The organism is Urbifossiella limnaea, assembly GCF_007747215.1.
GTDB classification, from domain to species: domain Bacteria; phylum Planctomycetota; class Planctomycetia; order Gemmatales; family Gemmataceae; genus Urbifossiella; species Urbifossiella limnaea.
Genome location: NZ_CP036273.1, coordinates 311,025 through 332,744, shown reverse-complemented (window position 1 = coordinate 332,744; position 21,720 = coordinate 311,025). Strand labels below are relative to the sequence as shown.

Annotated in this window: 10 protein-coding genes; 4 read left to right on the top strand and 6 right to left on the bottom strand. The window is 72.4% G+C overall.

What is annotated here, in order from left to right; translation table 11 throughout:
* Positions 1-6: 6 nt before the first annotated feature.
* Complete coding sequence (locus ETAA1_RS01420; RefSeq protein ID WP_145233658.1) at positions 7-1,344, bottom strand: Trx7/PDZ domain-containing (seleno)protein; 1,338 nt, start codon at positions 1,342-1,344, stop codon at positions 7-9.
* Between the two features lie 211 nt (positions 1,345-1,555).
* Between ETAA1_RS01420 and ETAA1_RS01415 the strand changes: the two genes are divergently transcribed.
* The gene (locus tag ETAA1_RS01415) at positions 1,556-2,482 is read left to right on the top strand and encodes a vWA domain-containing protein (RefSeq protein ID WP_202920579.1); all 927 of its coding nucleotides are present in this window, start codon (positions 1,556-1,558) and stop codon (positions 2,480-2,482) included.
* Between the two features lie 116 nt (positions 2,483-2,598).
* Here ETAA1_RS01415 and ETAA1_RS01410 read toward each other — a convergent pair whose 3' ends face one another.
* The gene (locus ETAA1_RS01410) at positions 2,599-3,789 is read right to left on the bottom strand and encodes a hypothetical protein (RefSeq protein ID WP_145233654.1); all 1,191 of its coding nucleotides are present in this window, start codon (positions 3,787-3,789) and stop codon (positions 2,599-2,601) included.
* A gap of 309 nt (positions 3,790-4,098) precedes the next feature.
* Positions 4,099-7,569: an isoleucine--tRNA ligase gene (locus ETAA1_RS01405; protein ID WP_145233652.1), complete on the bottom strand. Its 3,471-nt coding sequence runs from the start codon at positions 7,567-7,569 to the stop codon at positions 4,099-4,101.
* A 143-nt stretch (positions 7,570-7,712) separates the two neighbouring features.
* Between ETAA1_RS01405 and ETAA1_RS01400 the strand changes: the two genes are divergently transcribed.
* Positions 7,713-8,630, top strand: coding sequence for a sugar phosphate isomerase/epimerase family protein (locus ETAA1_RS01400; protein WP_145233650.1), 918 nt, complete (start codon positions 7,713-7,715; stop codon positions 8,628-8,630).
* Between the two features lie 216 nt (positions 8,631-8,846).
* Here ETAA1_RS01400 and ETAA1_RS01395 read toward each other — a convergent pair whose 3' ends face one another.
* Complete coding sequence (locus ETAA1_RS01395) at positions 8,847-10,163, bottom strand: carbon-nitrogen hydrolase family protein (RefSeq protein ID WP_145233648.1); 1,317 nt, start codon at positions 10,161-10,163, stop codon at positions 8,847-8,849.
* A gap of 172 nt (positions 10,164-10,335) precedes the next feature.
* Between ETAA1_RS01395 and ETAA1_RS01390 the strand changes: the two genes are divergently transcribed.
* Entirely contained in the window at positions 10,336-12,246 is a 1,911-nt protein-coding gene (locus tag ETAA1_RS01390; protein ID WP_145233646.1) for a zinc ribbon domain-containing protein, read from the top strand.
* Positions 12,247-12,257: 11 nt separating this feature from the next.
* Here the strand turns inward: ETAA1_RS01390 and ETAA1_RS32640 are convergent, their stop codons facing one another.
* Positions 12,258-13,664: a serine/threonine-protein kinase gene (locus tag ETAA1_RS32640; RefSeq protein ID WP_145233644.1), complete on the bottom strand. Its 1,407-nt coding sequence runs from the start codon at positions 13,662-13,664 to the stop codon at positions 12,258-12,260.
* Positions 13,665-13,749: 85 nt separating this feature from the next.
* On the opposite strand from ETAA1_RS32640, the gene ETAA1_RS01380 reads away from it, so the two are divergent.
* On the top strand, positions 13,750-15,411 hold the full coding sequence (locus tag ETAA1_RS01380; RefSeq protein ID WP_238389344.1) for an arylsulfatase: 1,662 nt from the start codon (positions 13,750-13,752) through the stop codon (positions 15,409-15,411).
* 143 nt (positions 15,412-15,554) lie between these two features.
* On the opposite strand, the gene ETAA1_RS01375 is transcribed toward ETAA1_RS01380, so the two are convergent.
* Positions 15,555-21,602, bottom strand: coding sequence for an alpha-2-macroglobulin family protein (locus ETAA1_RS01375; protein ID WP_145233640.1), 6,048 nt, complete (start codon positions 21,600-21,602; stop codon positions 15,555-15,557).
* Between the last annotated feature and the right edge of the window lie 118 nt (positions 21,603-21,720).

Below are 21,720 nucleotides of genomic sequence, written 5' to 3'. Positions count from 1 at the left end.
CCGGGGTCAGGGTTGAACCGGCAGCTTCAGGTCGAGCGGCCGGCCGGCGCGGACCACGCGCACCGCCACCGCGTCGCCGGGCCGCTTCCCCAGCAGCACGTGCGCGAACACGTCCGACTCGCGCGTCAGGTCCGTGCGGCCGTCGAACGACACGATCACGTCGTCCTTGCGGAACCCGGCGTTCTTCGCCGCCGCGTGCGGGCCGTACTCGCCGACGTGCTTCGCCAGCAGCGCCATCCCCGTCGCCGGCACGCCGGCCGGCCGCCCGCCGGGCAGCGGCTCCAGCTTGATGCCGCCCGTGGCCATGCGGCGCAAGCCCCACGAACTCGCCCGCCACGACAGGTCGTCGGCGCGCCGCCAGCTCGCCGGCAGCTTCCACGTCAGGTTCGTCGTCGCGCCGCCGCGCCGCACCTCGGCCGCGATCGTCCCGCCGGCCGGAGGCGTGCGCTGCAGCACCCACTGCACGTCGGCGATGGAGAGCAGCCGCTGCCCGTTCATGGCGCGAATCGAATCCCCCGCCTTGAACCCCGCGGCCTCGGCGGGCGAGCCCGGCACCACGTCCTTCACCGTCGCCGTCTCGCGCGGGTCGAGGATCAGGCCGAGCGCCTTCGGGTGCGGGTACGGGAACAGCACGTCCTCGGGCAGCGGCCCGGCCTTCCACAGGTGCTCGCGCTGGGCGTCGCCGACCTGGTGGCAGTGGATGCAGCTCTGCACCACCTTCCCCTGGTAGTCCAGGCCCGCGCCGTACTTCGTCAGCGCCGGGAAGCGCTCCGGCACGGGGAACAGCGGCGCCGGGCCGCGCTTCGCCGCCAGCCCCGGCGGCACGGGGGCGCCCGCCGGCCGCGCCGCGTACTCGCGGTGCAGCTCCAGCCCGCCCGCCAGCGCCTTCGCCAGCCCCAGCAGCGACACGTCGCCGATCCAGTTCGTGCGGTCCGAGCGGGTGCCGAACCGGCCGTAAATGGTACCGTCGGCGTTGAGCATGAACACGGCGAACGACTGGTCGGTGTCGTACTGGAACAGCGACAGGTCGAGCCCGTTCGCCGACACGATGCGCACGCGGACGTACTGCGCCAGCAGCGGCTTCAGCGCCTCGTCGGTGTCCACCAGCTCGTCGTCCAGCTTCACGCACTCCTCGCAGGGGATGCAGCGGAACACGGCCACGATCGGCTTGCCGGCGGCCTTCGCCTCGGCGCGGGCCTTCGGCAGGTCGTTGTAGATCCAGTACCCGGCGGCCTCGACCTTCGCCTTGTCGTCGCGGACCTTCTTCTCGCGCGGGTTGACCTGGGCCGCGGCGGGGCCGGCGAGCGCCAGCAGCAGCGCGGACGTGAGGAGCAGGCGGGGCATGACGTGGGCTCCGGCGGGGAGGGAGGGACGGGCCGCGCTCGTTGCGTCTGCGGCTCACCCCCGGGGGGTCAGTAGACGCAATGAGTCGGCGGGACGCAAGTCTTTTGGGGTGGTGCCGCGCCGCCCGCCGGCCCCCAACACCCTTGTAATCGCGGCCGGAATGGGGGAGGATGGACCGATCGTTCCCCCCCAGCTCCGGAGTGCCCGGCCGGTGGCCCAACTCCCGTCCCCCGAGGAGCCCTTCGGGGAGGTCAACGTCTACCCCCAGCCGGACGGCTCGGTCCGCGTCGTCGCCACCATCCTGATGGAGCCCGACATCGAAGGCGCCCGCGCCGGGCTCGCCCTCGACGGGTCGGCGTCGATGCAGAAGATGTACGGGGCCAAGGGGCCGGTCAGCCCGCTGTTCCGGGCCGCCGCCGGCGGCGTCAACTTCGTCGAGCCGGTCGCCCGCAAGATGGCCGAGTACCTGGCCCGGTTCGCGTCCGACGGGCAGGTCCACCTCGCGTACTGGGCGTGCAGCCCGGACGGGTCGAAGGTCGAGCCGATCGGCCCCGTCACCGAGGCCGCCGCCGCCACGCTCAAGGTCGGCGGGCCGAAGCAGTGGGGCCGGCAGACGCAACTGCTGCCGCCGGTCCGCCACTTCGTCGAGGGCGTGTTCGCCGGCGCCCGCTGGGCCGTCGCCGTGTTCGTCACCGACGGCGTGATCGAGGACCTGGAGGCGGTGAAGGACTACTGCCGGGCGTTCGCCCGCCGGGTCGCGCGCGGCGAGCAGGGGTTCGTGAAGCTGGTGCTGCTGGGCGTCGGCGAGGAGGTGGACGAGGGGCAGATGGAGGAGCTGGACGACATGTTCGAGGAGTCGGAGCTGCGCGACCCGGCCGGCAACCCGATCGACCTGTGGGACCACAAGCTGGCCAGCGAGATGAAGTCGCTGCACGAGATCTTCGCCGAGGTGGTGTCGGACAACGTGGTGGTCGCCGACTGGGGCACGGTCCTCGTCGGCGGCCGGGCGGTCCACACCTACGCCGACGGCCTGCCGGCCCGGCTGCGGTTCACGCTCCCGGCGGGGAGCACGGCGTTCACGCTCGACTTCCCCGGCGGCCGTGTGACCCAGGACTTGCGCGACGGGCTGACGCGGTGAGGGGGCGTGACGCTGTCGGGGAACGAGCCGAAACGAAATCGGCACACCCCGCGGGCCGTTGCTGAAAAGCAACGGCCCGCGGGGTGTGCCGGTTATTGAGGGCCGGAACGGGCCGCTCACCACCGGCGCGGCGTCATCTTCGCCAGGCCGGCGCGGGCGGCGTCGCGCTCCTCGCCGGCGGCGCCCTCCGCGAGCCGGTTCAGGTGGCTCATGAAGTCCGGGTGGTAGTACCCGAGCCGCACCAGGTGGTCGACGCACGCCGCCCGCACCGTCGCGGCCGGGTCGCGCTGCGCCGCGGCGAACAGCATCGCCTTCACCTGGTCCGTCGAGCCGTGGCGGCCGTCGGCCAGCCCCTTCGCCGCGAGGAGCCGGTCGCGCACCGCCGAGCCGCCGTCGCGGAGCGTGCCCGCGAACGGCCGCACGTCGTCGGCCATCGCCACCTCCGGCGGCACGTACCCGACCGGCAGCACGACGTGGACCGGCTCGCCCGGCCGGGCCGACTGCGGGACGCCGGGGATCGTCGGCAGCGGCACCACCGGCGGCAGCGGCTGCGGCACCGGCACGGCCACCGGCGCGGGCCGCGTCGCCGGGAGCGGCATCGGCACCGGGATCGACGGCGTCGGCACCGGCGCCGCGGCCTTCACCGGCGGCGCGGCCGCGGGCGCGGGGCGGACCGGCGCCGCCACCTTCGGCTCGACCGCGGTCGGGGCGGCCTTCGCCGCGGGGGCGGCGGCCGTCGGCGTGGTGACGGCCGGGCCGGGCATCGCCGCCGGCACCGGGGCCGACTTCTTGCCGAAGATGCGGTTCAGCAGCCCGGGCTTGGCCTTCGGCTCGCCGGCCTCCGCGATCTGCGGGGCGGTCGTGCCGGCGGCGGCCGCGGGGGTGGGCGCGGGCGTGTCGCGGCCGAAGAACTTGCCGTTGAACAGCCGCCGCTCGCGCTCCGCCGCCGTCTCCGGCATCGGCGCCGTCGGCGCGCCCATCGGGTCTTCGGCGCGGGCCTTGGCCTTCGGCAGCGCCGGCGGCGTGACGGGCGCCGCGGGGGCCGTCGCCTTGCCCGGCGTCGCGGCCTTGGCGGCGGCGGCGGCCGGGCCTTCGACCCAACTCGTCACCTCGCCCGAGGCGTCCTTGCCGGTCACCTCGACCGAGCCGTCGGCCTTCTTGTTGACTTTGGTGACGGTGACCTTGCGGTCCTTGTTACCTTCCTTGAAGGTGACCACGTCGCCGGGCTCGGTGGCGAACGCCCCGCCGGCGACGGCGCCCGCCGCCACCACGCCCCACAACCCGCGCTTGCCGATCCACCGCGTCATGGCTGGCCTCCGTGACGGCCGAATGCGGGGGTCGTCCTTGACCCCGACCGACGTCCGTGTCTGATGGGGGTATCGGACGGATGGGGCACGCCGGTTGAGCCGGCGCCGCGGGGGATCGGCGCCGGGCGCGGAAACTGGGGGGGTTGCGCGGGTGGCTGACGCTCGGGCCGGGATTCTTGTTTCCGGCCGGTGGGGGTCGATTCACGGAACCATGTCACCGACTCATAAAAAAGTTCGTCCCGGCGATCCGCGGGGCGAACGAAACGCGGAAGGGGTTACGTGGGAACAGGTTCGGCCGGCCCCACGAAATCACACCTTCCGCAGCGCGATGGTCAGGGTTTGGCCGTCCACCTTGCGCGGCTCCGCGGGGGTGAACGCGCCGGCCGGCGGCGCGTCGGCCCATGTCGTCGCCTGCACCTCGCCGGCGATCGTGTCGCGGTGCGCGGCGATGGCGGCCCGCAGCGGCTCGGCGTCGGTGCCGAGGTGCAGCTCGATCTTGTCGGCCACGTCGAGGCCGGCGTCCTTGCGGGCGTCCTGCACGAGCCGCACCACGTCGCGGGCCAGCCCCTCGGCCTTCAGCTCGGGCGTCAGCCGCGCGTCGATCATCACCTGCGTGCCGCGATCGACCACGCCGAACCAGCCGTCCGGGGCGAGGTAGCCGATGGTGATGTCGGCCCGCTCCAGCGCCACGCCGGCGAGCGCGAACGTGCCCGCCGCCAGCGCCGCGTCCACGGCGGCGCCGTCGAGCGCGTCGAGGGCGGCTTCTGCTTCCTTCAGCTTCGGGCCGAGCTTGGCCGCGGCCGTCTTCTTGTTCAGCTTCGCGGACGCCTTCAGCATCGGCTCCGTCGCCGCGTGCAGGGTCACGCGCTTCACGTTCAGCTCGTCGGTGATGAGGCCGGGAAAGCGATCGACGGCGCGGCGGTCGGCGTCGGAGCCGGGCGACACGCGCAGCTCGGCGAGCGGCTGACGGACCTTCTGCTTCGCGGCGTTCCGCGCCGCGCCGCCGAGCGACACGATCCGCAGCACCGCGTCCATGTCCTGCGACAGCGTGGTGTCCATCAGCGCGTCGTCGGCGACCGGGTAGTCCGTCAGGTGGACGCTCGCCGGGGTGCCCGCCAGGTTCTTCCACATCACCTCGGTGACGAACGGCACCACCGGCGCGCACAGCCGGCACACGTCCTTCAGCACCGTGTGCAGCGTCTGGTACGCCGCGAGCTTGTCGCGCCGGCCGGTGTCGTCCAGCGTCGCGTCGTTGCTCCAGAAGCGGTCGCGGGTGCGGCGGATGTACCAGTTGCTCAGCTTGGCGTCGATGAACTCCTCGGCGGCGAGGCAGAACGCCATCACGTCGAACCGCTCGAACGCGGCGCGGGCCGTCCGCGTCAGCAGTTGCAGGTCGCTCAGGATCCAGCGATCGATGTCGGGCCGCTCGGCCACCGGCACCGCGGGCACGGCGGGGTCGAAGCCGTCGAGGGCGGCGTAGTTGGCGAAGAAACCGTAGCAGTTCCACAGCTTCAGCACGAACTTCGCCCGCACCTCGTCCGCCGGGCCGGGGCCGAAGTTCAGGTTCGCCGCCGGGTTCGACCGGCAGTACAGCCACCGCATCACGTCCGCGCCGATCGCCTTGAACGGCAGCGGCTGACCCTTCGCGTCCACCGTCACGCCGCCGGCGTCGGCCGCGGCCACGAACTCGATCGAGTTGCCCGTGCTCTTGTGCATCTCGTGGCCGAACTGGTCGCGCACCAACCCGTGCCCGAGCAGCGTCTTGAACGGCAGTTCCTTCCCCTCGCCCATCATCGTGGACATCGCCAGCAGGGCGTAGAACCAGTTGCGGAACTGGCCGGGGAAGCTCTCGGTGATGAAGTCGGCCGGGCGCCAGTCGGCCGGCAGCGTGCTGTACGCCACGATGCCGGCGTCGAGCCACGGGTTCCCCACGTCCGGGATGCGCGACATCAGCCGCCCGGTGCGCGGGTTCTTGATCTTCACGCGGTCGACCCACGGCCGGTGCGGCGTGTGGCCGGCGAAGTCGTCCCAGCCCTCGACGGCGCGGGCCTGCAACTCCTCGCGGCTGCCGATGACCTCGAAGTCGGTGGGGTCTTGCTCGTCCACCCAGATCGGCAGCGCGAGCCCCCAGTAGCGCTTCTTCGAGATCATCCAGTCGCCCATGTTCCGCAGCCAGTCGCGCTCGCGGGCCCGGCCGTTGATGCTCTCCGGCAGGAACGTCACCTGATCCGCCACCTTCATGATGTCGCCGCGGAACCCCTCGTCGGTCTGCTTCGGCCCCATGCCGATGAACCACTCGTCCACGAGGCGGTACAGCAGCTCCGTCTTGCAGCGCCAGCAGTGCGGGTAGCGGTGGACGTAGCGCTCCGTGGCGAACAGGCGGTCCTTCCCCTTCAGCTGCTCGAACACCGCGTCGGCGGTGGCGGGGTCGGCGGCGTTCTTCCCCGTGAGGGTGCCGAAGCCCTCGACGAACACGCCGTCGTCGCCGATCGGGGCGACCGGCGGCAGGCCGTTGTCCTTGCCCCACTGGAAGTCGATCTGCCCGCAGCCGGGGGCGGTGTGGACGATGCCGGTGCCCTCCGTGTCGGTCACGTCGCCGCCGCCGCTGACAACGCGGTGACACTCCATCGCCGGCTTCGGCGGGCACCAGCCGCGCTGCTCGACCACCTTCGCCACCTCGGCCGGGAAGCCGAACGGGTGCTGCTGCGCCGGCAGGTCGTCGAACGGGCCGTCGTATTCGAGCCCCACCAGCTCGGCGCCCTTCACTTCTCCCACGACCTCGTAGCCGTCCTTGCCGGCCTTCGCCTTGAAGTGCTGCTCGATGCTGTTGAGGTGCGGCACGCCGTCGAGCCAGGGGCGCTTCCCCTTCTTGCCCGTCTCTTCACCTTCCTCCTCCGCGCCGCCGGCCATGCGGTCGAGCTTGAACGCGCCCTTCGAGACGTAGTACACCTCGCCCTTGAGCTGCACCTTCAGGTACACCAGCTCCGGGTTCACCGCGGCGCCGACGTTGCTGGTCAGCGTCCACGGCGTCGTCGTCCACACCAGCAGATTCTCGCCGGGCCGCCCCTTGATGGGCAGCTTCACGAACGCGCTCTTGTGCTCGGTGAGCTTGTAGCCCTCCTTCATCTCCTGCTCGGAAATGCCGACGCCGCAGCGGCCGCACCACGGCATCACGTCGTAGCCGCGGTAGACGAGCCCCTTGCCGTGGCACTTCTTGAGGAACGACCAGATCGTGTAGTTGTTCCGCTCCGCCATCGTGAAGTACGACTTCCGCTCGTCCGGGCTCTTCGCCCAGTCGGCGTCGGTGCGGTCCCAGTCCATCCAGTAGCCGAGGCGGATGCTCTGCTCGGTCTGCACGCGCGCGAACTTGTTGACGCGGTCCTTGCAGGCCTGCACGAACGTGTCGATGCTGGCGTCGGTGTCGCCGGGGACGAGGCTCTCGATGTCGCGCTTGCTGCGCAGCTTCAGTTCCTTCTCGACCTCGACTTCCACCCACAGCCCCTGGCAGTCGAAGCCGTTCTGGTAGCGGAGGTCGTGGCCGGTCATGGCGAAGTAGCGGTTGTAGGCGTCCTTGTACGTGCGCCCCCAGGCGTGGTGCACGCCCATCGGGTTGTTCGCGGTGATGGGGCCGTCGAGGAAGCTCCACTTCTTCTGGCCGGCGTTCCTGGCGCGGCGCTGCTCGAAGATGCGGTTGTCGTCCCAGAACTTCAGGATGGCGCGCTCGAGGGCGGGGAAGTCGACGTTCTGGGTCTCGACGCGGGCAAACGGACTCGCGGGCACGGACGGCTCCTCGGCGCGGGCGGGTGAGGTAGTTTACGGACCGCACCGCCGCCGGCGGGGTCGCGGGCCGATCCGCGAACTCGGGGCGTGACACCCGCGCGGCCGGCGGGTACGCTGACGGCGCCGCACCCCGGAGGCGCCCCATGCAACTCGGGTTCGTGTCCGCCGTCCTCCACGACCTGCCGCTCGAAGAAGTCCTCGCGTTCGCCGCCGACGAGGGCTTCCCGGTCGTCGAACTCATGTGCTGGCCGCCCGGCAAGGCCGACCGCCGGTACGCCGGCGTCACCCACCTCGACGTGTCCGACTTCACCCCCGCCCGCGCCGCCGAGGTCCGCGAGCTGCTCCGCATCCACGGCGTGAAGGTGTCGGGCCTCGGCTACTACCCGAACCCGCTCGACCCCGACCCCGAGCACCGCGGCCGCGTCGCCGACCACCTCCGCAAGCTCATCCGCGCCGCGCCCATGATCGGCGTGACCGTGGTGAACACGTTCATCGGCCGCGACCCCGCCAAGTCGATGAGCAAGAGCCTCGCGGAAGTCGCCGACGTGTGGGCGCCGCTGGTGAAGGAAGCGAAGGCGGCGGGGGTGCGGCTCGGCATCGAGCACTGCCCGATGCTGTTCACGGAGGACGAGTGGCCGGGCGGCAAGAACCTCGCCACCACCCCGGCCGTGTGGCGCGAGCTGTTCCGCACGTTCGACGCGATTTCGCCCGGCACGGTGGGGCTGAACTTCGACCCGTCGCACCTGGTGTGGCAGTTCGTGGACTGCGGCCGGGCCGTGCGCGAGTTCGGCCGGCACCTCGTCCACGTCCACGCCAAGGACGAGCGGATCGACCGCGAGCGGCTGTACGAGGTGGGGGCGCTCGGCCTCGGCTGGCACGTGCCGAAGCTGCCGGGCCTCGGCGACGTGAACTGGGGCGAGTTCTTCGCCGCGCTGACGGACGCGGGGTACAGCGGCCCGGTGTGCGTCGAGGTCGAGGACCGCGCCTACGAGGGCTCGCTCGCCGACCGCCAGCGGGCGCTGCGGCAGAGTCGGAACTTCCTCGGGCGGTACTTCGGGTGAGGCCGCTGGTTTTCACCCCGAAGGGGTGACAGCCCTCAGCCCAGGGCAAGGCCCGGAGGGCCGCCGCCCTGGGTACGGGGTTGGTGTTCATTGCAGGCTGAAGGCCTGCGAGCCGGCTCGCAGGCCTTCAGCCTGCGGGGTGCTTCGTGCCGCCTTCCCAGGGCGTTGCCCTGGGCTGAGGGCTGTCAGGCCTTCGGCCTGAAATCACTCACGGCCTCACGGCCGGTGCCGCGGCAGCTCGCCCTTGAAGTCGCCCAGGCTGTTCCACCGCAGCCGGCGTCCCAGGTCCACCTCGGCGACGGCCACCGTGCCCCACGCGCGGGCCTGTGCCAGCGGCCGGCCGTCGTGGTCGTACACCGCCGAAATCATCCAGTTCCGCGACACGTCCTCGTACGTACTGCTCACCACGTACACGTGGTTCTCGCACGCCCGCGCCGCGGCCAGGTCGGGGTTGCAGCCCCACACCGGCCACGCGATCACCTCCGCCCCGCGGTTGCTCAGCTCCCGCGCCACCTCGGGGAAGAAGCCGTCGTAACACACCATCAGCCCCACCTTGCCGAACCGCGTGTCGAACACCGGGTACTCGCTCCCCGGCGCGATCCCCGCCTCGACCTCGCCGCGCGGCAGGCACACCTTCCGGTACTTGCCGACCACCGCGCCGTCCGGGCCGATCAGCACGCACACGTTGTAGACGAGGTGCCGGTCGCGCTCGACGAGGCCCACGGCGATGTACAGGCCGTGCGCCTTCGCCAGCTCGCCGAACCGCTTCGTGCTCGGCCCCGGGACCGGCTCCGCCAGGTCGGCGAACGACTTGCCGACGCCGACGTACGTGATCGTCTCGCCGAGCACCACGAGGTCGGCCTTCTTCTTCGCGGCCTCGGCGATGAACGGCGCGTACTCCTCGCAGTTCTGGCGGGCGGACTTGCCCGTCGGCTTGTAGTGAACCGTCGCCAGCCGCACCGTCCGCGGCGCGGGGGCCGGCACCGCCGCGAACGACACGTCGGCCCACTCCACCTTGCCGCCCGGCGCCCACTGCAGGCCGAGCTCCACGACGGCGCGGGCGGCCTTCGCCGGCGCCTGGTAGGTGTCGGACACCTCGGTCCAGCCGTCGGGGCGGGTCGGCTTGTCGGTCGGGTGCTCGGCCTCGGCGCGGCCGGTGAAGCCGACGAGGTAGCCCTTCGGGGCGGGCTCGCTCATCGGCACGCCGCGGCCGGCGGCGTCCTGCCACAGGACGCGGGCCACGACGCTCCGCCGCGGCACCTCGACGCCGGTCGCCTTCCGCACCGCGTGGAACCGGTAGTGCTTGCCGCCGTCCACGGGGACCGCCTTCTGCACCCAGCCGTGCAGGCCGTCGCGGCGGTCGTGGGTGATGACGAAGCTGCCGTCCTTCTTCGGCCCGCCGGCGGGGTCGTAGGAGAAGGCCGGGCGGATCTCGTCGCGCGGGGCGTGGGTGGTCCACCCGGCGGGGAAGACGGCCGGCCCGGCGGGCGCGGCGGCGGCGAGCAGCGCGAGGAGGAGGGCGGCGCGGGACATGGGAGCCTCCGGGGGGCGTGCGGTGAGGATACCCCGGGGAATGACGAATGACGAATGACGAATGACGACCCGCGGTGTTCGTCATTCGTCATTCGTCATTCGTCATTCCCTCTCGTGCGGCGGGCGTGTAGGCTAGAAAATACTCGCCTCCAGTCGTCGTGCCGGGTGCCGCATGCCGCTCCTCGAAGTCGCCTGCCCGGGGTGTCAGGCCGTCCTCAAGACGCCCCACACCGCGGCCGGCAAGAAGGCCCGCTGCAAGCGCTGCAACACCTCGTTCCGCATCCCCGGCGCGCCCGCCGTCGACAGCGTCGGCGACAGCCAGCAGCTCAGCGCCGTCGCCCCCGCGCCCGCCCTGAAGCCGCCCCCGCCGCCCGAAGAGGACATCCCCTCCGCCACCGCCGTGGACGACGACGAACCGCTCCCCGCGTCGGTCGCCGACGACGAGCCGCTCCCCGCCGCGGTGGCCGACGACCCGCCCGCCGACCCGTTCGCGTTCTCGGCGGCGCCGGCGAAGGCCGCCGACGCCGGCGACCCGTTCTCGTTCACCCCCGCCGCCGCGCCGAAGGCCGCCCGCAAGCCGCGCGACGCGGACGACGAGGACGCCGCCCCCGCGCCGCGGAAGAAGCCCAAGGCGAGCGGCGGGAGCGGGCTGATCAAGATCGCCGTCGCGGCGGCGGTGTTCGCGCTGGTCGCCGGCGGCGTCGTGGCCGGCGTGCTCGTCTACCTCGCCAACACCAAGCCCGGCGAGGTGGCGAAGGGCGACGGCAAGAACGAGAAGAAGCTCGACCCGCCGCCGAACGAGCCGACGCCCCCGCCGCCGGAGAAGGAGGAGCCGCCGGCCAAGGGCAAGGAGACGAAGGGCTCGAAGGGGACCACGCCGCCGGGGGTCGGGAAGGGGACGAAGGGCTCGAAGGGCGGCAGCGGGGCGATGCTGGCGCTGCCGGCGGGGAAGCCGCTGACGTTCCCGCCGCGGCCGGCGGCGCCGAAGGACCCGGCCGCGCCGGCGTCCAACCCGGTGCCGCTGGCGGTGCCGTTCGCCGAGGTGCGCCGCTTCTTCCCGCCCGGCGTGCGCGACGCCGAGATCGGCGTGGCGTGGCGGTCGGCGGCCGGGTTCCAGGGGGCCGGCGAGAAGATCACGCTGACGCTATTCAGCGCCGACAGCGGCCGCGAGACGGCGAAGGTGGAGGCCGACGGCGACGGCGCCGCCGACCCGGCCTGCGACCTGTCCGCCGACGCCGGCACGTTCGCCATCGGCAACCGTACCACCGGCCGCGTCACCGTGTGGGACGTGAAGAAGAAGGCCAAGAAGCTCGACGCCTTCGACCCGTTCGCGGCCAAGCCGGAGCACAAGGCGGCGAAGCTGGCGGCGGTGTACCTCACGCAGCCGCCGGACAAGGTCGTCACGGTCACGACGGCGGGCGTGGTGAACGTGTGGGACGTGGCGACGAAGGCGGAGGTCGGCGAGTTCGTGCCGCCGCGGGCCGCGCCCGGGAAGGTGGTCGCCGGCCGCGGCACGGCGGTGACGACGAACCGGCAGGGCGTGGTGGTGGCGGTCGGCGGCGCGGTGTACGCGGTGAGCGCGGTCGGCGCCGTCGGCGGCAGCGCGGTCGCGGAGCTGGGCGGCGACGTGGGCCGGTCGCTGGCCCTGTCGGTGTCGCCGGCCGGGCGGGTGGTGTACGCCTTCGAGACGGACGCCGACGGCAAGAAGGAGAGGGCCGTGGCCCACATGTCGGAGGGGAAGACGGGGCCGATCCTGCGCTGGCCGTCGGACGCGCCGGAGCCGACGGCGGCGTGGTGGGCGGGCGACCGGGTGGCGGCGGTGTCGGCGGGACCGGGCACGGCGGTGGTGATCGACGCCGACGAGGGCTTCCGGGTGCAGGGCGTCGTTCGCGCCGCGGAGGACAAGATGGCGTCGGCGCTGACGGAGAGCCTGTGGGGGCTGATCCCGGCGGCCGGCGACGCGAAGCGGTGCGTGGCGGTGGAGATGGGCCTGCCGCTGCCCGGCGGCGGCGACCTGATCGGCCCGGCCTCGGCCCGGCCGATCGGCTCGCTGGTGCTCGACCTGCGCGGGCTGTCGCAGTAGCCGCGGCGGCGTCACGGCCGGCGCTGCCACGTCTCGATCGTCCCCTTCGGGCTGACCAGCCGGAACGTGCTCCCGTCGGCGTCGAGGTCGCCCTTCACCTTCAGCGTCGGCGCCCCCTTCCCAGGGTGGGCGCCGGCGAACCCGAACGACTTGCCGCTCTGCCACCATTTGCCGCGGAACCCTTCGCTGCCGGTCACCTTGCCGTCGTCGGTGAACACCAGCAGCGCCTTCACCCCACCCGTCCGGGTGTGGTCCCACGTCCCGACCACCTTCAGCACCTCCGGCGCGGGCGGCTCGCCGGCGGCCGACGGGTCCGGCGCGGGCGCACCGGCCTTCGCCGGCGGCGCCGCGTCGGGCTCCTTCACCGGATCGCGGCCGCGGCCGAACACCAGCACCAGCACTACCGCCACGAGCGCGACCGCCGCGACGCCGGCGATCACGAACCGCCGCGACCCGCGCGACTCGTCGCGCCACGCCACCGTTTCGGCGTCGCCCGACGGCAGCTTCTCCGTCGTGTCGAGCCGGGCCGCGACCCGCCGCATCTCGGCGAGCGCGGCCGCGGCCGACGCCGGGCGGCCGGCGGGGTCCTTCGCCAGCAGCGACTCGATCAGTGCCTCCAGCGCCGGCGGCACGTCGGGGTTCACGGCCCGCGGCGGCACCGGCTCCTCGGACGCCACCGCCACGATCACCGCGTAGGCCGAGTCGCCCTGGAACGGCACGCGGCCGGTGGCCATGCGGTACAACACGCAGCCGAGGCTGAACAGGTCGCAGCGGTGGTCCAGCGGCTGGCCGCGGGCCTGCTCGGGGGCCATGTACGCCGGCGTGCCGAGAATGTCGCCGGTGCCGGTGAGGCCGGGGTCGCCGCCGCCGGCCCCGCGGGCCAGGCCGAAGTCCAGCAGCTTCACGCGCCCCTTCGGCGCCTCCAGCCAGATGTTCGCCGGCTTGATGTCGCGGTGGACGAGCCCCGCGGCGTGCGCCGCCGCCAGACCCTCGGCGATCTGCCGGCCGATGGTCAGCACCTGGGCCGGGGTGGCGCGGCGGTCGGGCCGCAGCCACTCGTCGAGCGTCTTGCCGGCGAGGAGTTCCATCGTCAGGAACGGGACGCCGTTCTCCTCGCCGGCCTGGTACACGGTGACGACGTGGTCGTGCTTCAGCGCCGCCACCGCCCGCGCCTCGCGGAGGAACCGCGCCCGCGCCGCGTCCCCGGCGACGTGCGGCAGCATCACCTTCAGCGCCACGCGGCGCTTCAGCGTGGTGTCCTCGGCGAGGAACACGGCCCCCATGCCGCCGCGGCCGAGTTCCTTGAGAACGCGGTACGGCCCGAGCCGGCCGACCTCGTCGGCCGCCTGCGGCGGCGACAGGAACGTGGCGGTGGCGTCCTGGGGCGGGTGCGGTTGCCCGCTCGGCTGGGTTTCCATCGGCGGCCCGTCGGGTGCGGCGGTCGCGGTGATTGTACCGGGCCGTGCCGCCGGCTACGATGCCCCAACCTTCCGGGGAACCGCCGTGCTGCTCGCCACCGTCCTCGCCGCGTCGCTGACGCCCGCCCAGGCACCGCGCCCGAACGTCGTCGTCGTGCTCGCCGACGACATGGGCTTCTCCGACCTCGGCTGCTACGGCGGCGAGATCGCCACGCCGAACCTCGACGCCCTCGCGGCGAACGGCCTGCGGTTCACGCAGTTCTACAACACCGCCCGCTGCTGCCCGACCCGCGCGTCGCTGCTCACCGGCCTGTACCCGCACCAGGCCGGCGTGGGCCACATGATGGCCGACTGGAACCGCCCCGGCTACCGCGGCGACCTCAGCCCCACCAGCCGCACCCTCGCCGAGGTGCTGCGCACCGCCGGCTACCGCACCTACATGGCCGGCAAGTGGCACGTCACGCGCCACCTGGCGGCGACCGGCCCGAAGCACAACTGGCCGCTCCAGCGCGGGTTCGACCGCTTCTACGGCATGATCTCCGGCGGCGGCAGCTTCTACGACCCGTACACCCTCTGCCGCGACAACACGCTCGTCTCCCCGTTCGCCGACCCGGACTACAAGCCGGAGAGTTATTACTTCACCGACGCCATCACCGACCACGCCACCCGCTACCTCGCCGACCACGCCCGCGAGCACGCCGACAAGCCGTTCTTCCTGTACGTGGCGTACACCGCCGCGCACTGGCCGATGCACGCGCCGCCGGACGCCGTCGCCAAGTACCGCGGGAAGTACGACGCCGGCTACGAGCCCGTCCGCGCCGCGCGGTTCGAGAAGGCGGCGAAGCTGGGGCTGATCGACCCGGCGCAGAAGATGAGCCCGGCGCCGCACCGCTGGGCCGACGTGAAGAACCAGCCGCGGGAGGCGGCGTGCATGGAGGTGTACGCGGCGATGGTGGAGCGGATGGACCGCGGCGTCGGGGCCGTCGTGGCCGAGTTGCGCCGCACCGGCCGGCTCGACAACACGCTGATCGTCTACCTCCAGGACAACGGCGGCTGCGCCGAAGCGATGGGACGTAACACGACGAAGGGGCGCGTGAACGGCCCGCGGGCGGCGGCGCCGTCGCTGCCGCCGATCGCGCCGGGGGTGCTGCCGGCGGCGCTGGTGCCGCCGCAGACGCGCGACGGCTTCCCGGTGCGCCAGGGGCCGGACGTGATGCCCGGCCCGGCGGACACGTACGTGGCGTACGGCGAGGGGTGGGCGAACGTGTCGAACACGCCGTTCCGCGAGTACAAGCACTGGGTCCACGAGGGCGGCATCAGCACGCCGTTCGTGGTCCACTGGCCGGCCGGGGTCGCGGCCCGCGGCACGCTCTGCCGCACCCCCGGCCACCTCATCGACGTCGCCGCGACGCTGTACGACGTGGCGGGGGCGACGGTCCCGGCGGGGGCGCCGCCGCTGGAGGGGCGGAGCCTGCGGCCGGCGTTCGCGGGCGGCCCGGTGGCGCGGGAGGCGCTGTTCTGGGAGCACGAGGGGAACCGGGCCGTGCGCGTGGGGCCGTGGAAGCTGGTGGCGAAGCACGGCGGCGCGTGGGAGCTGTACGACGTCGCCGCCGACCGGGTGGAGGCGAACGACCTCGCGGCGGCGCAGCCGGACCGGGTGCGCGAGATGGCGGCGCGCTACGCCGCGTGGGCGGCGCGGGCGCAGGTGGAGCCGTGGCCGGTGGCGGAGGGGAAGAAGAAGAAGTGACGCCGCCTCCGGGTGATCGGCCGCCGGCGCCAGGCCCGGCGCGGCGGTGAGGCAACAGCCGGCGCGCCGTGGCACTCCTGCAAGAAGTGAACCCGCTTGCGGCGTCGCGCGGGGCGACGCGATGCCGCAAGCGGCGTCGGAACTTACCGCGCCACCAGGGGGATGCTCTCCGAGTGGCTGTTGAACTCCGGCGCGTACAGGCACTGGATCGCCGCGAAGCCGGTGGTGTACGCCCCGCGGTGCTGCACCCGCAGCGGGTACTCGAACACGTAGTTCCCCTTCGGCAGGTAGTCCACGAAGAAGTGCGTCGCCGTGTCCTTCGTGCTCTCGTAGTACGCCAGCCCGTCCTGGAACCGGTACCGCGACAGCACGTTCACCGGCTCCGTGCCGCTGCCGCGGTGGTCCTTCAGGTGGACGTACTCCATGTCGCGGTCCGTCCGCAGCACCATCCGCACCAGCAGCTCGTCGCCCACGCCCAGCGGCGCCTTGGCGAACGGGTCGAGCTTCGGCCCCTGCTTCGTGTACTGCTTCAGGAACAGCCGCTTCTCCAGCTTCAGCGGCCCCTCGTTGGACACGGTCACCTTGTCCAGGTCCTCCAGGTACGTCCAGTGGGCGCTGCCCCAGCTCACGCCCGCGTCCGTCTTCTTCAGCGTGATCGCCGACATCGACGGCTGCACCTCGGTCCGCAGGAACTTCTCCTCGTAGAAGCCGGTGCCGGCCTCCACGTTCCGCGGCTCGATCTTGCGGTTGCCGACGGTCACCTCGACCAGCGCGTCCGACTTCAACAGGTTCTCGCCGCGGAGGAGCAGGGCGTAGACGGCGTCGGCGGTGGCCTTGGTGGTCTTCCAGTCCTGCGTCTGCTTCTGCTTGACGAGCCACACCTTGCAGTCCTCGACGGCCTGCTGGTCGTTCATCACCTCGTCGAACGCCTCGATCATCATCGCCTGCGTCTCGATCGGGGCGCGGAACCAGAACTGCTGCAGCTCCAGGTCGCGCCAGAACATCCCCATCTCCTCGTTGGAGACGGACCGCTCCTTGATCGACGCCATGATGCCGCGCGCCGCCGGCACGTCGTTGACGCGCTTCAGCGCCACCGCGATGTGCGCCTGGCTCTGGCGGTGGCCGAGTTGCAGCCAGTACTGCTTCGCCTGGCCCACCCAGTAGTCCCACGCCGCGCGGTGCTCGTTGGCGATGGGCCGGTCGGCGAGGAAGAAGCTGCGGCCGTACAGGTACAGTGCCACCGTCGTGCTCAGGTGGTTCTTCTCCGGGTGGCCGTGGCGCAGGATTTCGCGGTAGTTGCGGTCCATCCACGCGTCCAGCGCCGTGACGGCCTTCACCGCCGGGGCCACGTCCTGCTTCACGCCGAGGTGCCGCATCCGGCCGTAGCCCGTGGTGATGTACAGCGTCATGTACTCGTTCGGCCGGCCGCCCGGGAACCACGGCCACATCCCGTCGGGGTACTGCATCTCGGCCATGCGGCGGGTCAGCCGCGTCGTCTCGGCGTCGAGCCGGTTGGCGTCGAACAGGATGCCGACGTTCTGCCGCGCCTGGCCCTCCTTCACCGCCTGCCGCACCCACGGCGTCTCTTCGAGCAGCACGCTCTTGAGGTCGGCGTTCTTCTCCAGCGGGCTCTGCAGCGCCGGCGTCCCCTTCCACAGGTCGAACACGCGGCGGATCTTCGGGTCGCTGTTGGCGATGTGCCGCGCCAGGCCGTTGGCGTAGAGGCGGTTGAACGTCTGCTCGCTGCACTCGTGCGGGTACTCCATCAGGTACGGCAGCGCCATCACCGCGTACCAGGCCGGCTGGCTCACCATCTGGATGGTGAACGACTGGTGGCGGATGCTGTTCGAGCCCGCCGAGTTCCGCAGCCGGGCGAAGTCGAAGTCCTTCTGCCCGGCGCCGCGCATCGGCAGCGGCAGCGACTCCTGCACCAGCACCTTGCGGGACAGCACGGGCACCACGCCCTCCTCGCCGTCCGAGTGCCGGTCGCTGGCGGCGACGGCCTTGAAGGTGAGCGGGCCGACGCCCTCGGGAACGGTGAGCTTCCAGCTGAACGTCTTCGACTCGCCGGCCGGCAGGTCGAACGCCTGCTCGGCGTTGGCCAGGCCCAGCTCGGCGTCCTGGCCGCGGTCGGTGCGCGCGTCGCGGACGGCCAGCCGCACCTTCCCCTGCTGGCGGGTGGCCGACGTGTTCGACACCTTGACCGGGTACTCGAGCACGTCGCCCTCGCGGAGGAAGCGCGGCGGGTTCGGCTGCACCATCAGGTCCTTCGCGGTCACGACCTCGCCGTCGAGGAAGCCGCTGCGCAGGTCGCGGTCGTGGGCGATGCCCATGAACCGCCAGGTGGTGAGCGCCTCGGGCATGGTGAACTCCATGCGGACGACGCCCTCGGCGTCCGAGACGAGGTGCGGGAAGAAGAACGCCGTCTCGTTCAGGTTCGTCCGCGCGGCGACCTTCGACAGGTCGGGCTCGGGCGCGCCGCCGGCTTCGTCGCCGGCGCGCTTGTCGGCGAGGGCGTTCTGGCGGTCGGCGGGGACGCCGGCAGCGAGCGCCTCCGACGGCATCGCGCCGGCGGGGCCGGGAGGCGCGGCCGGGGCCATCGTCGGGAGCGGCACCCCGTCGGCCATGCCGCCGCGGGCCATGGCGAACTCGCGGTACTGGTTCGCCGCCCAGGCGGTGCCGAGCCCCTGCGAGAAGTAGTCGTAGCCCTGGTAGTTGGTGGTCAGCTCCGGCGGCAGGCCGCGGTACGTCATCGTGAACCCGACGGTCCGGCTCGGCCAGTGGCCGGCCAGGTGGTGCAGCTGCCGCGGCACGTTCTCGAACTGCTGCTGCACCCGCGAGTGGTCCTGGCGGAACTGGCCGATGGCCTGCTGCCAGTGGTGCGGGCGGTAGGCGTCCAGCGACTTGTCGTACAGCGTGGCCGCCATCTCCGCCGCGGCCCGCTTCGCGTCCGGCCCGGTGATCACCGCCGTGAACGTCTCGCGCTTGCCGGGCTCCAGCTTGTTGCGGAACGTCTCCCACTTCACCGTGAACCGCTTGTTCGTCCACGGCACGTCCACGTGCCGCGTCTCCAGGTAGCCGCGGTTCTCGCGGACGTAGGTGGTGCGCACGGTGAACCCGCCGCGCATGTCCTCGGTCACGGGCACGGTCAGCGTCGTCTGCGTCTTGCCGGCGTCGGTCCAGAAGGCGTGCAGCGTGCGGCCGCGGTGCTCGACTTCCACGAACGCCCGGCCGCTCTCGTAGCCGGTGCCCCAGTACAGGGTGAAGATGCCGCCCGGCTCGACGGACCACTTCGGCGACGACACCACGTTCGTCAGCGGCACGTTCAGCTTGTCCGCGGCGGGGGCCAGCACCAGCAGCTGCGCCTTGCCGGTCACGGCTTTGCCGAAGGCGTCCTTCGTCTCCACGATCACGCGGTAGATGCCGGCGGGGAGCTTGGCCTCGGCCTCGGCCTTCCCCTTGCCGTCGGTCTTGAACTCGGCGATGTGCGCGACCTCGCCGAGCTCCCAGCTCACGGGCTTGGTCGGGTCGGGCTTCGGCGCCGCGCCCGCGGGCAGCGGCCGGAACCACTGCTGCAGGTCGGCCCGCGCCGGCCGCTCGGGCGTCTTCAGCCGGTACACCTTCACGGTGCCCGCGGCCTCCCGGCCGGCGCCGTCCAGGCTCGCGGTGCCGACCGTCAGCTTGACCGGCGCGTCGGCCGTCTGCCACTCGGGGGCGCTGACGGTGGCGCGGAGCGCGACGTAGCCCACTTCCACGCTCTGCGTGCCGACGCGCGTCTCGCCGGTGGTATCCGTCACCTCGGCGGTCACGGTGTAGCGGAAGGTGGGCTCGTCGCTCTCGGGCACGCTCCGGTCGGGGGCGGCGGTGAACGGTACGTCGAAGCTGCCGTCGGGCGCGGTGGTGAGGGTGCCGTGGGCGATCTCCTGCGCCGGCCGCCACGGCACCGGCCGCCACCAGCAGTACTCGAAGAACCACGCCGGGTAGCGTACCTCGCGCACGACGCGGTACTTCACCTTCGCCCCGCCGACGGCGGCGCCGGTGTACGCCGCCGCCTTGCCGGGCACCTTCACCTCCGCGCCGAGCTTCGCCGGCTCGCGCGGCGACTCGGTGGTCACCAGGAACTTGGGCCGCTTGTACTCCTCGACGGCTACGCGCGTGGCGCCGGGCGGGCCGCCGGGCGTGTGAATCGTCATCTGGCCGGTGAGCCGGTCGCGCGGCGCCGTGAAGCTGCCGGAGAACGAGCCGTGCTCGTTCGTGCGCACCTGCAGCTTCGCCACCTCCTGGCCGTTCACGTCGCTGAACACGACGGTCACGTCGCGGTTCGGGATCGCCTTGTACTCGTCGGTCGAGTAGTGGGTGCGGAAGCAGACGCCGCGGAACTGGATCGTCTGGCCCGGCCGGTACAGCGAGCGGTCGGTGAAGAACACCGTCTGCTCGTGCGCCCGCTCGACGTTGGCCTGCTGGTACAGGTAAGCGTCGTGGGCGCCGGCGAGCTGCTGCTTCTCGTGCGTGGCGACGACGAGGTAGCCGTGCTGCTGGCGGCCGGTGAGGGCGTACATGCCGTTGCGGTCGGTCGTGTTCGTCTCGCCGGCCTCCCACCCGCCCTGCGGCCGGCGGTGCCAGATTTGAACCTTCGCGCCCTCGACCGGCGTCCCGGGGTTCCCCTTCAGCACGAACCCGCCGACGCGCAGGCTGCCGTGCTCCGTCCGGCTGACGACGGCCAGGTCCGACACCCACACGTCGCAGACGCTGACGACGTTGTCGGCCTCGCCGAAGCTCGCGTCGGGGCTGGCGAGGAGGAAGTAGAACCCGGGGGCGACGCCCTTCGGCGCCGCGAACGCCTCGGTGCGGTCCTGGTAGTCCGGCGTCGGCGGCAGGTCGCGGGTGAACGTCAGCTCCGGCTTCTGGGCCAGCAGTTCCTTCCGATCGATGTCGTTGACCATCTGCTCGGGCCGCCACTGGTTGCGCCGCAGCCGGGCCTCGAAGTCGCCCTTCACGAGCCGGAAGTGGACGCGGCTGAGGTTGCGGTAAGTCACGCGCACGTCCGGCTGCGGGTCGGCCCAGGCGCGCTCGGTGCTCACCTGGATGCTCCGGGCCTCGATCTCGACGACGACGTTGTGGCAGAGCTTGCCGCCGGGGCTGTCGGGGAACGCGGCCTTGCCGGCGAGCGCGACCTGCCGGGCCTTCACGCGGTCGCCGCGGCCCATCTCGGCGCGCGCCCACAGCGACCGGGCCATCGCGGAGAGTTCGTGCTTGTCGTTCTCCGTGGCGAAGCGCTCGAGCGCCGCGATGTACTTCGCGTCCTTGTCCGGCCCGACGGCGCGGCTGTGCCCGAAGCGGAGCCGGTGCAGGTCGGCGTCGAGGCGGGCGCTGGGGTTCTCGTCGCCGGCGTGGAACGTCAGCAGCGTCTGGTACAGCTTGATGGACTTGAGCAACCGCGAGCCGGCGTCGTCGGTCTTCGGCTGCCACTTGAGGAAGTCGGCGGCCGGCGCGAAGACGGGGCTGTCGGCGGCGATCTCGAAGCTGTCCTCGCCCTTCGTCAGCCCGTGCTCGCCGGCGGAGAGGAAGCCGAGCGCGTCGAACGCCAGCACGTCGTACATCGTCGGCCGGAACTGGTCGGGGATCGTGCCTTTTTGCAGCAGGATGTCGTACTGCGCGACGGGCGTCGCCTTCAGCCGCGCGTCGGCGGCGAGGGCGCGGTCGAACTGCCGCTCCACCTCGGTGAGGATGCGCGGCAGGTCCCACGTCGTCACGTCGTCGCCGGTGGTGTCGCCGGCGGCGGTGCGGCCGATGATGCGGTAGCGGTTCTGCTGGAAGTAGTGCCAGTACCAGTGGGCGAGTACGGCGTTCATCACCGGGTGCATCTCGGCCGGGCTGGTGGCGATGGCGGCCTTCAGCCGCACCACCTTCTCCTCCGGCTTGTTCCCCTGGATGTTCCCTTCGAGGTTGATCTTCGTGCAGACGGCCTTCACCGCCTCGGGGTACGCCTTGTCCTTGATCGCCGCCGCGATGATCGGCTCCAGCTCCTGGATGGCGGTCTTCGGCAGCCCCTTGTTGACGGCCTCCTGCACCTTCTTCCACTGCTCGGGCCGCGGCTGGGCGGCGGTGTCGGAGGTGGCGACGAGCCCGGCGGCGACGGCGGCGGCGCACAGCGCGGCGCCGACGGCGAGGAAGCGCTTCGACCGGGGCATGACGGAATCCTCGACCGGGGGAGGCGACGGCTGGTGTCTTATAGACGAAGTTCGGACGGCGGGGGAAGGGCGCGCGTCCCGCGGTGTTACAGGGCGGTTACGCGCCGCCGGTTGCGGC